The following is an 11,622-nucleotide window of genomic DNA, read 5'->3' as shown; positions in this document are numbered from 1 at the left end:
GCCGCAGGGATGGGTCTTCTTAGCTGGTGCGGTTGAGTACTGCGTACGCGAGCTGCTCGAGCAGCAGCGCGGTGTGGTGCGAGGATTCGGCCGCGGCGTCGATGACCTGCGAGGTCAGGGTCAGCGCGAGCGGGGGTGCTTGGAGCAGTTCGTCGGCGATCTGCAGGGCACGCTTCACATGCATGCCTGCGCTGACCGTCTCGGTGATCAGGCCCCACTGATCTGCGAGGGGCGTGGCGAAGCGACGTCCGCGAAGGATCAGGTCGCGAGTACGGGCGGGACCGATTGTCCTGACTGCTCGGGCCACGCCGCCCGAGGAAGGCAGGATGCCCAGTCCGATCTCAGGAAACCCGAAGACAGCCGTCTCGTCAGCGACACGGAAGTCTGCGGCCATCGCGAGTTCGAGGCCCCCACCGAGGCAGTAGCCTGCGATGGCGGCAATAGTCGGCATCGGCAGGGATGCGAGCTGCTCGTAGACGGCGCCGGAAGAGCGGTAGTAGGCGCTGATGGCCTCCGGCGTCATCTCTCGCAGTTCGGTGATGTCCGCGCCCGCGGAGAACACCTGGTCGCCGCCGGTGATGACGACGGCGCGGCTCGTCGCGACAGCTTCGGACGCGAGCTGCTCGGCGAGCCTGCTCTCCATCCCAGTCGAGAGCGCGTTGCGCTTGCGCTCGCGTCGAAGCGTCACCACGGCGATCTCGCCCTGCCGCGTCACCTCGACGGTGCCGGCGTCCTCCGCGGGCATCGCTCAGGCCTCCGGGCCGCGGAAGGACACGAGCCCGGCGAGGCCGCGCTTCTTGGTCTCGTTGGCGATCACGAGCCGCTGGATCTCCGATGTGCCTTCCCAGATCCGGTCGACGCGCAGCTCGCGCCAGAGGCGCTCGACGGCGTAGTCGCGCATGTAGCCGCGGCCGCCGAAGATCTGCTGAGCCCGGTCGACGACGCGGTTCGACGCCTCGGAAGCGGCGAGCTTGACGGTGGCTGCCTTCGCGTGAAGGGTCTTGCGGACGTTGGGGTCGCTGAGATCCGAGTTGTCGAACTCCCACGCGACCTGGTGCGTGAGGGCGCGGTTCGTGGCGATGTCTGCCACGGAGTCGGCGATCATGCCCTGGATCAGCTGGCGGTCGATGAGCTTCTCGCCACCCTGCTCGCGCTGCTTGGCCCATTCGATCGCGAGGTCGAGGGCCCGCTCGGCCGCGCCGATCGTGCGGGCACCGATCATCAGGCGCTCCTCCGTGAACCAGTCACGCGTGAGCTCGTAGCCATTGCCCACTCCGCCGAGTACGGCGTCCGCACCGACGCGGACATTCGTGAAGTGGAACTCGGGGTGCTCGTAGACGAACGTGTGCGTGTAGCGGGGGACCTTGGCAACCGTGACACCCGGCTGGTCGACGTCGACGAGGAACATCGTGGGTCCCTCGTCAGGAACGTTGGCGAGCACGAGCAGGAAGTCGGCGACGTCGCCGACCGTTACGAACCACTTCTCGCCGTTGATGACGAAGCCCTCGCCGTCGCGGTGCGCCGTCGTCTGGATGCCCGTCGGATCCGAGCCCGCGTCCGCCTCGGTGATCGCCACCGCGTCGCGCCGCTCGCCCCGGGCCTCGGGAATGAGGTACCGCGCGCGCTGTTCCTCGGTCGCGTGGGCCAACGGGTTCGCCGGGCGCCAAACAGCGTCCCAGAGCGCGTTGGTGAGCTTGCCCAGTTCGTCCTGGACGACGACCTGCTCGAGGACCGTCAGGCCCGCGCCGCCGAACTCGGTCGGAGTGTTGATCGCCTGCAGCCCGGCGCTCAGGACGGCTTCCTTGATCACGGCATGCGATTCGGCGGAAAGGCCGTTGTTGGCCTCGCACTCGTCCTCGAACTGCATCATTTTGGTGGTGAGGTCGCGAGCGCGCTGCTTGAGCTCGACGAGCCTCGGGGTGTATCCGAATTCCATGGCTTCTCCTTGATGGTGAGGGTGTTTGCGCCCGGTGCCGGGCACAGGTCTTGTTTGGGTTCGGGGGGAATCTGGGGGTTTCAGCGGGCAAGGACGATGCGGGCGTCCAGGCCCAGCGCCCCCGAAGGGCTCGCGAGCAGCGGGTTGACTTCGAGTTCTGCGATCTCCGGATGGGCCGCCGCGAGCTCGGTGACCCTTGCGATTGCTGCCGCCGCTGCCTCGATGTCGACGGCGGGGCGCCCGCGGACGCCATGGAGGATTGCGGCAGCATGCAGCGACTCCAGCAGCTCGCGCGCCGAATCGGCGTCGATCGGAGCGAGGGCGAACGCGACGTCTTCGAGGACCTCGGTCATGATTCCGCCGAGCCCCACCATGGCGACGGGACCGAATCGCGGATCCGTCTGCACCCCGACGATGAGCTCGACGCCGTCGCTGAGGTCGGCCATCGCTTCGACGCAATAGGCCGGAGCCGCAAGCCGTGTGTCCATGGTGACGAAGGCGGCGCGGAGGGCGACGGCGTCCTTAAGGCCGAGGGCGACCCCACCGGCGTCGGACTTGTGGAGGATGCCCATCGCCTTCAAGACGACCGGGTACCCGGTGCGCTCGGCCGCCGCGACGGCGTCGTCGGCGGAACCCACGAGCTCTGCCGCGGGGTACCGCAGACCTGCGCCGGCGAGCAGCTCCCTCGCCTCCCAATAGCTGTCGCTGAGCGCTGGCGCCGCGGCAGGCACTTCGAGCGGTGGGCGTGGGGCGCTGGCGCCCCGGGAGAGGATCCCGAGCGCCCTGGCCGCATCCTCGACGGCCGAGAAGACCGGAACGCCCTGTTCAACCAGCACCCGCGCCGCGGGCGAGGCGGCCCGCATCGTGTGCACCGCGACGGGCTTCTGATACCGCCGTGCGATCTCGGCCAGCCGGTGCGCCGTCTCGATCTCGCGCCGCGCGAGGCCTTCGCCGTACTCGCCGTAACCGCCGAAGTAGCCGGTCATCAGCACTGCGTCGACGTCGGCGTCGGCGAGCATCGTCTCGAGGACCCGGCCGAAGGAAGTGATGTCCTGTTCCCCCGCGCCAGCAAGGTCGACGGGGTTCGCGACGCCCGCGGAGGGAGGCAGCTCAGCGGTCAGCGCTGCCTGCATCCCCAACGCGAACTCGGGGACGGACAGGCCGGCGGCAGTCGCGACGTCCGAGGCGACGCTCGCGTGCCCACCGCCATCCGCGAGCACGCCGACAGAACGCACCGGGCCTGGCGGGCAGCTCAGCAGCATGGCGACGACGCCGGCCAGCTCACGCGGGCTGCTCACGCGGTAGACGCCCGCCGCGCGGCACGCGGCGTCGATCACGGCCGTATCGGAGGTGAGCGAGCCCGTGTGCGACTGTGCACCGCGCACCGACGCTTCGCTGCCGCCCACCGTCAGCAGGACGACCGGCTTGCCGGCCTCCCGCGCCGCAGCGGCCGCGGCGACGAAGTCACGCCCGTCGCGGAAGTCCTCGCAGTAGACCGCGATGAGCTGCGTGCCCTCGTGGTCGATGCACGAGCGGATCAGGTCCGAGACACCGACGTCAGCCTGATTGCCGAGGGAGGCGAACCGGGCAAACCCGAGGTTGTGTTCGGCGAGGAACTGGCTGAGTTCCAAAGCCATGTTGCCGCTCTGCGACAGGAGCGTCACCGGCCCGGCGGGAAGCGGGTTCGAAGCGAGAGTGAGGCCGACAGTCGAGTCGATGACCCCGAGGCAGTTCGGACCGAGCAGGACGGCGCCCGCCTCACGGACCTTGGCAACGATGCGCTCCTGGGCGGCGCGCCCCTCGACTCCGGTCTCCGCGAAACCTGCAGTCACTCCGACAAGCGCCCGCGCACCGGCGAGGAGCGCGTCGTCGACCGCTGCCTCGAAAGACTGCGCGGGGACGGCAATCACGGCGAGGTCGACAGGTTCTGTGACTTCCGCGAGGCTCCGCACCGTGGGGCGACCGAGGACGGGCTCGCCGCGGCGATTGACCAGATGGACGGTGTGCGTTTCCAGCATGCGAAGGGCCTGGACGCTGAGCCAGTTGCCGTACTTCGTGTGGTCGTTGCTCGCGCCGATGATGGCGACTGATCGGGCATCGAAGAGTGCGTTGATGTCTCGCTGCATGGCCGTCTTCATTGCTGGCCTCCTTCTGGGGCCGGTGCAGCGTGTCCGATGCCCCAGGCATCGGCGCCTCCGTCCACCACAATCGTTGTTCCGGTGATGTAGGAGCCGCCGGGGGAGGCCAGGAAGGCGATCAGCCCGGAGACGTCCTCGGGCGAGCCGAGCCGGCCCATCGGGACCGCCTCCGCCCAGCGGCCGCGGTCCTCGTCTGTGTAATTGTCTCCGAGGCCCTCCGTCGCGATCGTGCCGGGGGCGACGCAGATGCTGCGGATACCGTACTGGCTCCACTCGAGCGCGAGGCCCGCGGCGAGGTTCTCGATGGCGGCGCGTGCGCTCGCGGCGTGGACGAAGCCCGGAATGCCCCGGCGCGGCGAGAACGCGATGAAGAACACGACGCCTGATCGGTTCGGGATCATGGAGCGCGTCGCGACCTCGCGGGTCAATGCCCACGTGGCGTCAACGGCGAGCCGATGGACGGCGCGCCAGCCCTTGAGGGTGATGTCCTCGGCCGCGGCGCTGAACTGGCCGCCCGCGTTGTTGACGAGGATGTCGATGCGGCCGAACTGATCCAGGGCCTGAGTGACGAGCGCAGCGATCTGGTCTTCTTCCCGCACGTCGGTGACGACGGCGAGGCCCCGAGCCCCAAGGGACTCGACCTCGGCGACTACCTTCTCGAGCGGCTCGAGCCGGCGCCCGGCCACGACGACGTCGGCGCCGGCACGGGCGAGGTCGAGCGCCGTCGCCCGACCGATTCCGGTCCCTCCGCCTGTCACGAGGGCGACTTTGCCCCGCAGCGCGTCGGGATGAAGAACTTCGCGTTCTTCGGGTCTTGGTGCAACAGTCATGGCTTGAAAAACCTCCGATCTGACTGGTCAGTCAGTCAACGCTCTTTGGCGAGGGGTGTCAAGGGTTTTGTAGAGGTGGTTTTCGGATCTCAGATCGGTCTATGGGCGCCTATGCCCGGAATCCCGCGGATCCCGCCACTTAGGGGATCTGGCGGGTGCGCTTCCTGCATATCTGACGCTCGCGTCAGATATGGCTCTCCTGACTCTGACGTTGGTAGGCTTTCCCTGTCTGGTCGAAAGGAGACCGCACGTGACTCAGACTGCTCGCGAAGACCGCACCGGCGCCCGGGGGTCCAATGACGAGTTGCGCAAGGCTGCGATCTTGGACGCCGCCGCCCAGCTCATCGCAGAACGCGGATACCACGCGGTGCGCATCGCCGACATCGCGAAGATCGTCGGCAGCAGCACGGGGGCGGTCCACTACTACTTCCCGGGCAAGAGCGACGTCCTCCGCCTCGCGCTCAATCATGCGATAACCCGCGCGTTCGCTAGGCAGAGCGCCGAGCTCAAGAACATCCGCTCGGCGCGCGAGCGGTTGCTCAAGCTGATCGACATGCAGTTGCCCCGCATCGGCCAGGTCCGGGATGAGTGGTCCGTTTGGGTCCAGTTCTGGGCTGAGGCTGCCGTCCGCCCCGAGTTGAGGGCCGAACACAACGAGTTCTATGCGCGGTGGCGAGAGACCGTCGAACGGATCATTGAGCGCGGGCAGCGAGACGGCGAGTTCCGCACCGACATCGATCCGACCTTGGTCGCCATGCAGCTCACGGCGATGACCGACGGTGCGGCGATCCAGGTGCTAACGGGCTCCCCGGGCCTGAACGTCACAGCGATGCGTGAGGTGCTCATCGCCTTCGTCCAGAGCGCACTCATCGCCTGACCGTTCCGCGCGCGGCTCCCAGGCCGCCAATCCGAGGGTCGCTCCAAGGTCGAGTTCCCGCGCGGCGGCTTCCGCGGGGAGCAGCCAGGTCTTGCCTTCGCGGCTGACCACGGTCCGGCTGCCGCCATGGACGACGTCGCACAGGATCTGGTCCCAGTGGCGGTATTGCACAACGTGGCCCTCCCCGGGATAGAGCCGAACGAGGCGCCGCCCGGGAAGCACCTCCTCCCACCGCCGTAGATGCGCGCTCGGCACCACGACGTCGTCGGCGCCCCAGTAGAGGAACGCGGGCGCGTTGAGCCCGGACAGGTCTGGCAGCTCCCCATGTGCGTAGAGCTCCAATGCCTGGCGGAGGCCATCGGGTCCCGAGGATGGGCCGCGTGCGAGCAGGGCGTGGGTTGCCTCCTCGACGGCCGAGGCGGCGAACCCGGGGATGCGGTGAACGGGACTCGATGGGGGGAAGGCCCACCATCCGACAGGATCTGCAAGGACTGCATCAAGCTCGACCTGCAGCGGTGCGCCTGCTCCGCGGTCAGAGAGCGCGCAGGCCAGATGAACGCTCGTGACGCGTTCGGGCCGGGCGGCCATGACGTGGGCGGCGTAGGGGCCGCCGCCCGAAATGGCGACAACCGCGATCTGCCGGACCCCGCGCCTGTCCAGGAGTTCCCATACGTCCTTGGCGTGTTCGCTGGGCCCGCAGTCGGGATCGTACGGCGTGAGGCCGAGGCCGTTGCGCTCGACCGACATGAGCCGCACGCCCAGTTCCTGCCGAAAGCTGCGTGCGAATTCCAGAAGCCGGAGGGCGCGCACCGAGGTGCCGGCGCCGCCGAAGACGAGTGCGACTGGCCACGATTCGTGGCCCTCGTCGATGTAGCGCACGTGCCGCCCGGAGGCCAACCGGCAGGTATGGACGGTAGGGCCGAGGGGATCGAACCCCGTCGAGTCGATGGTGATGGCTGAGCTGCCCGGCGGGCTACTGCGCTGAGCCATAGCACCCTCCTCGGTGTTTCGGTGATTCTGACTCTTGAGTCAGCCTCTGATTCTCCTTTGCCGGATCGAGGGTGTCAATCGCTTTGCGTGCGGCCTATCTAGGCTCCGAAGAAGCATTGACGCACGAGTCAGATCATCGGTAGTTTGAGGGCGTTTGAGAGGGAGGCATCAATGGCTACAGCGGAGATCGAATCCAGAGCTGACCAGACCGACCCGGGCGCTCTGTTTTCGCTCGATCAGTTGGCCGTGCAGGCCCGCGAACGGCTAGCCAGCCGGCCGTATCGCGAGGTGCCCCGCGCCACGCACGTGCGGGAGGCGGCGGTGGTAGTCGCGCTGATCGAACGTGCCGGCGTCCCCTGCGTGCTCGTGATCAAACGAGCTCCGCGAGGACGCAATGCCGGCCAGTGGGCGCTTCCAGGGGGAAGAGTGGAGCCGTCCGAGTCGAGCGAAGCGGCCGCACTCCGGGAACTTGCCGAGGAAACCGGCTTGCTGTGCGAGCACGACGACGTCCTCGGTCGCCTTGACGACATCAGCACGGGCACCGGCCACGTCATCACCCCGTGGGTAGTGGCCGCGCCGGGGATCCGGCAGTTCCGGCGGAGCGTTGCGGAAGTGGCCTCGCTCCACCCGATCCCAGTGGCCCGCCTGCTCGCGCCGAGCGTTCCTCGATGGCGCGAGACCCCCGAGGGCACCCTTCTCCAGATGCCTCTGCGCCATGACATGGTCATCCACGCGCCCACTGGCGCGATTCTCTGGCAGTTTGCCGAGGTCGTGCTCCGAGGGCGTGACGTCGACCTGAGCCGCCTCCTCGAGCCCGACTTCGTCGGACGGTGACACGACCTTCGCTCGTCAGTCTCCCCGGAGCACCCTGAGGGCTTCGATCCGGTTGGTGCACCCGAGTTTGGAGTAGGCGTGCTCGAGGTGCTTGGCAACCGTCCTCGGGCTGATTCCGAGCAGATGGCCGATCGCCATCCCAGTGAGGCCTTTGCTGAGGAGACGCAGTATCTCCTGTTCCCTGCTCGTCACGTCATGCTCCTCGGCGACCCCTTCCCACCGGGTGGAAAGCCGCACGCCGGATCGGGCCACCTCGAGAAGCCTGAGAACGGGTTGGATATGCCGAGCAAGGTCCACCTCGTCGTCCGTGAAGTCGGTGCCCAATCTGTTCATCGTCCAACCTTGAATCTGGAGCCGGGAGGTCTTCTGGGCCAAGAAGGAGAGCTGCCTGTTCGTTCCCAAGAGGGCGAGCCCCTCCCGATAGGCGCGGGTGCGGTAGAGCTGCTCATCGGTCACGAGGTCGCTGAGTCGCCGCGCAGCCCAGATTTCTTCGCCCCTGGCCTCCAGGTAGCTGAGCACGAGGGGATGGTCTTCCCAGAGATCGAGCAGGATTCGGGAAACGTCAGCATCGGCCATCGGGCTTTCCGGGTAAACGCGGACTTCGGCGGTCGGAGCGGCCGCATCGAGCACGTTCCATGCGACGTTCTCGCCGGGAAAGAGTTTGAAGAGAAGTTCGCTGGCTGCCCTGACGTATTGGTCGGAGTCAGTGAGCTCCAAGAGATTGGCTGCCAGTTGGGCGTGTGGCTCCATGGCAAGCCTCCCGACTCTCTGCTCGATCGGATGGCAAGAGAGTAGGGAGGGCGCGGTACAGCTACAAGCCCTTATCGACGGAAGAACGCGAAAAGTCCACCTCTTCCGATGAAGGCCGCCGAGCGCTCGAATGAACGCCCCCAAGGGCTCGAGTCCTGAGATTCCGCCGCCAATTGTTTTAGCCGGTGCGGTAACAGAAGCGATCCTCCGGTGTCGGGTGTATGAAGCTTCCGAATTCAGGGCCCGGAGTCTTGAAAAAGCGCGGCCAGCGGCGCAGAACTCTAGTGCGCCGCACGGGGAACGGCGCACTAGAGGGTATCGGAAGCTATCGGCTCAATTGGCGACAGGCATCGGCGTAGAGGCCCGTCATTGCGCTGGGGGAGCGTATTGGCGGATCCAGTCAATTTGCATCCACGAGAGCTGTGGTGGAGAGGTGTAGCCCGCGGGGAACCAGTCCAGCTGGACTGTCTCATGCATGGGCGCGGTCATGGACTGCGCGGCGACGCTCGTGTCGTTGAACCACTGCACTCCGTCGATCCAGCCGCGAATACCGCTGGGCGACCATTCGACCGCGTAATTGTGCCATTGAGTCGTATCGATGGTCACGGTGGCGGAGTTGCGCAGGCCGCACGTGGGGTAGTGGAGCCAGAAATGCATCTGGGACGTGTTCGAGGTGCCTTCGGCGTAGTCGATCTCCGAGCATCCCGTATTGCTATCCGGCCAGAGGATGAGGACGGGGTGGTACTGGGGGTCTCGTTGATTCGTGCGCATGCGGGCTTCGATGCGCTGGTACGGGGCGATATTCCTGTCGAAGATCGCCGACATGCCGCCCGTGTTGCCGCTCGAGTCGCCGGTCACTTGGGCCACGGAGCCATTCACGTACCACGCTTTGGCGGTTCGGATGCCGTTGCCGTTCTGGCCAGGGCTGCTGTACACCTTCCATTTGGTGGGGTCTGGTGCTCCGACATAGTTGAACTCGTCGCCGTTGATCACAGGCCCCCAGCCGAGTACGACGGCGGCCTGCGTCCCGTCTGTGCTGGAGGTGGTGGCGCCGGCTGCGGGAGTGGTTATTGAGAAGGTCGCCGCGAGTGTGGCGAACAGCAAGGCAGAAGAAGTGACGAATGCGAGGATTTCTTTTCTCATGGTCTCCCCGATCAAAGGCCGACGAGTGTGCCGGGGGAGGGAAGTTTGGCTGGCAACGGTGAGACCGGCCGTGCCTGGTGTCCGGAGCCGCAGCGGAAACCTCGGATAGTTGAAACACGAAGGTCGACTCTGAAGCGCTCTCCTCGCGGCGCTTCCGTGGTAAATGCTCCGCTCGCGGCAATTTTCGGGCAATACGTAGTTGTACGTATTCGGTGCGGTTCCCAGACTGGTCAGAGGAACCGGAATCCAGGAGGGCCCCATGACCGCAGAAGGCATAATCGACACCTCGGCCGCGCTCCGCTCCTACTACGCGATCCTCCTAGGCGGCATCGACCGATACGGCGAGGGCGGCGAGCTCATTCCGCTACTCGCCGAGAACTTCACCTTCGACGGGCCACTTGCAGGCCAAGTCTCGGGAGCGGACCGCTTCGCCCGCGGCGTCAAGGGTTTCATCGAGGCCGTCCGCCAGATCACCTTCATCGAGGCGGTCGCAACGGACGACGGCGCCGCGGTGCTCTACGACGCCGTCCTCCCCAGCGCCACGGTCCGGTTTGCAGAATTCTTCGAGTTCAAGGACGGAATCATCAAGACAATCCGCCTTCATTACAACGCCGCGGACTACTTGGCCGCGGGAGGCCACTGATCACCCAGCCTGGGCGGCAGCGGCGAGCGCGCCGTGCCGTCGGATGACGTCGAGGAGCTCGCCCGTCCGGGCAATGAACTCGTCGCGGCCGGCGAGTTCCTCGCCGAGCAAGTGCTGCTCACCGAGCACACGGCGCGCTAGTTCGGCGGACGACGACGACAATTCTGCCTGGCGCGCGAGAACCGTCCGAGCGGGGTCGACCATCGCTGCAGCGTGAGGTCCGGGATCAAAGCCGGGCAGGGGAGCGAGGCACGCGAGGTACGCGGCGGCGGTCAGAGCGAGGAAGTGCGGGGTCCGGCCGGAATCGAGCGCGGCGAGTGCCGGCACAGGAATGCGCTGGCGGAGCTTGAGGGACCCGTCTGAACCCACCTGGCTTGTCCGGTGGCCGAGCGCCGTGTTGCGCCAGCGCGTGAAGAGCTCTTCCTCGTAGGCGTCGAGGTCGACGCCGCGCGGTGCCGTCACGCTCGGGCGGTACTCGTCGCGCAGCACGGCCCGGGCGGCGGCCTCGACCTGCGGCTGGCGCACGGATTCGGGAATCGTCGCGGCTCCCGTCAGGGCGCCGAGGTAGGCAATGAGCGAGTGCGTGCCGTTGAGGAGCCGCACCTTGAGCTCTTCGTACCGAGAGACCTCGTCGGAGAACACGGCCCCGCCAGCTTCCCATTCGGGGCGCCCCGCAGCGAACCGGTCCTCGAGGACCCACATCGTGAACGGCTCGGCCGGGACGGGGACCTCGTCCCGATAGCCGCACCGCTCGGCCACAAGGCGCCGGTAGTGCTCGGTGGTTGCCGGAACGATCCGGTCCACCATCGTCGAGGGGAACGTCACGTGCCGCTCTATGAACGCGAGGGTCTCGGCGGCCTCCGCCGCGGGCAGAAGGCCGGCGAACTCCTTCACCAGCCGCTCCGTATGGCGGCCGTTCTCGGCGAGGTTGTCGCAGCTGAGGACCGTGATCGACTCGCCGTGGGCTCGGGCCCGCGACTGGAGCCCGCGCACTATCTGGCCGATCGGCGTCGTCGGTCGGGCGGCGTCGGTGAGGTCGCGCTGGATGGCGGGATCGTCGACCGCTAGGTGCCCCGTCCGCGGGCTGTAGTAGTAGCCGTTCTCGGTCACGGTGAGCGAGACGATGCGCGTCTCTGCTGCCCCGATTGTCGCGGCGACCCGCTCGGGCTCCGCCGCTGCCGTGAAAGCGTCAGTGTGCGTCCCGGGGATCGAGAAAGACTCGCCCTGGGGCGAGATCTCCACCACCGTGTACAGCATGCTCTGGGCATGCATCGCATCGGGGACGGACGCCGAGCGGCTCCCAACACCCACGATGCCCCAGTCGCCGCCCGCCGCGTCCAACGCAGCGCGCGTGTAGACCGCCTGATGCGCGCGGTGGAAATTGCCCAAGCCGAGGTGAACGATCCCAGGGCGCAAACCGCTCCGCTGGGGTGCGCCGTCGTACGCTCCGGAAAGGCGAGGGAGGGGAGAAGCCGCCACGC

The 11,622-nt window shown here is 67.2% G+C and carries 11 protein-coding genes; 3 read left to right on the top strand and 8 right to left on the bottom strand.

What is annotated here, in order from left to right:
• Positions 1-19 precede the first annotated feature (19 nt).
• The 4 genes from LK10_RS07240 to LK10_RS07225 all read right to left on the bottom strand — a co-directional run bounded on the left by LK10_RS07240 (position 20) and on the right by LK10_RS07225 (position 4,904).
• A complete protein-coding gene (locus tag LK10_RS07240) occupies positions 20-745 on the bottom strand; it encodes an enoyl-CoA hydratase/isomerase family protein (protein WP_043121718.1) in 726 nt (241 codons plus the stop codon).
• Positions 746-748: 3 nt separating this feature from the next.
• Positions 749-1,936 carry an acyl-CoA dehydrogenase family protein gene (locus LK10_RS07235; protein ID WP_043121717.1) on the bottom strand — a complete coding sequence of 396 codons (1,188 nt, stop codon included), beginning with the start codon at positions 1,934-1,936 and terminating at the stop codon, positions 749-751.
• An 80-nt stretch (positions 1,937-2,016) separates the two neighbouring features.
• Positions 2,017-4,074, bottom strand: coding sequence for an acetate--CoA ligase family protein (locus LK10_RS07230; protein WP_043121714.1), 2,058 nt, complete (start codon positions 4,072-4,074; stop codon positions 2,017-2,019).
• Positions 4,071-4,904 carry an SDR family NAD(P)-dependent oxidoreductase gene (locus LK10_RS07225; protein ID WP_043121712.1) on the bottom strand — a complete coding sequence of 278 codons (834 nt, stop codon included), beginning with the start codon at positions 4,902-4,904 and terminating at the stop codon, positions 4,071-4,073. The genes LK10_RS07230 and LK10_RS07225 overlap by 4 nt, the downstream gene beginning before the upstream one ends.
• Positions 4,905-5,154: 250 nt before the next feature.
• Between LK10_RS07225 and LK10_RS07220 the strand changes: the two genes are divergently transcribed.
• Entirely contained in the window at positions 5,155-5,781 is a 627-nt protein-coding gene (locus tag LK10_RS07220; protein WP_052207064.1) for a TetR/AcrR family transcriptional regulator, read from the top strand.
• On the opposite strand, the gene LK10_RS07215 is transcribed toward LK10_RS07220, so the two are convergent.
• The gene (locus LK10_RS07215) at positions 5,701-6,771 is read right to left on the bottom strand and encodes an alpha/beta fold hydrolase (RefSeq protein WP_052207063.1); all 1,071 of its coding nucleotides are present in this window, start codon (positions 6,769-6,771) and stop codon (positions 5,701-5,703) included. The two genes, LK10_RS07220 and LK10_RS07215, sit on opposite strands and share 81 nt — an antisense overlap.
• A gap of 171 nt (positions 6,772-6,942) precedes the next feature.
• Between LK10_RS07215 and LK10_RS22820 the strand changes: the two genes are divergently transcribed.
• Positions 6,943-7,605 carry an NUDIX hydrolase gene (locus LK10_RS22820; protein ID WP_052207062.1) on the top strand — a complete coding sequence of 221 codons (663 nt, stop codon included), beginning with the start codon at positions 6,943-6,945 and terminating at the stop codon, positions 7,603-7,605.
• A 15-nt stretch (positions 7,606-7,620) separates the two neighbouring features.
• On the opposite strand, the gene LK10_RS20790 is transcribed toward LK10_RS22820, so the two are convergent.
• Positions 7,621-8,355: a helix-turn-helix transcriptional regulator gene (locus LK10_RS20790; protein WP_052207061.1), complete on the bottom strand. Its 735-nt coding sequence runs from the start codon at positions 8,353-8,355 to the stop codon at positions 7,621-7,623.
• Positions 8,356-8,721: 366 nt separating this feature from the next.
• A complete protein-coding gene (locus LK10_RS07200; RefSeq protein WP_081998358.1) occupies positions 8,722-9,498 on the bottom strand; it encodes a glycoside hydrolase family 16 protein in 777 nt (258 codons plus the stop codon).
• Between the two features lie 259 nt (positions 9,499-9,757).
• Between LK10_RS07200 and LK10_RS07195 the strand changes: the two genes are divergently transcribed.
• Complete coding sequence (locus tag LK10_RS07195; RefSeq protein ID WP_052207060.1) at positions 9,758-10,141, top strand: nuclear transport factor 2 family protein; 384 nt, start codon at positions 9,758-9,760, stop codon at positions 10,139-10,141.
• Here the strand turns inward: LK10_RS07195 and LK10_RS07190 are convergent, their stop codons facing one another.
• Positions 10,142-11,620, bottom strand: coding sequence for a mannitol dehydrogenase family protein (locus tag LK10_RS07190; protein WP_081998357.1), 1,479 nt, complete (start codon positions 11,618-11,620; stop codon positions 10,142-10,144). It lies immediately after the preceding gene.
• Positions 11,621-11,622: the final 2 nt, after the last annotated feature.

The sequence above is a fragment of the Sinomonas humi genome (assembly GCF_000802235.1).
GTDB lineage: Bacteria > Actinomycetota > Actinomycetes > Actinomycetales > Micrococcaceae > Sinomonas > Sinomonas humi.
The sequence above is the reverse complement of the archived record's forward strand: the minus strand, read 5'-3'. Positions and strand labels throughout refer to the sequence as shown.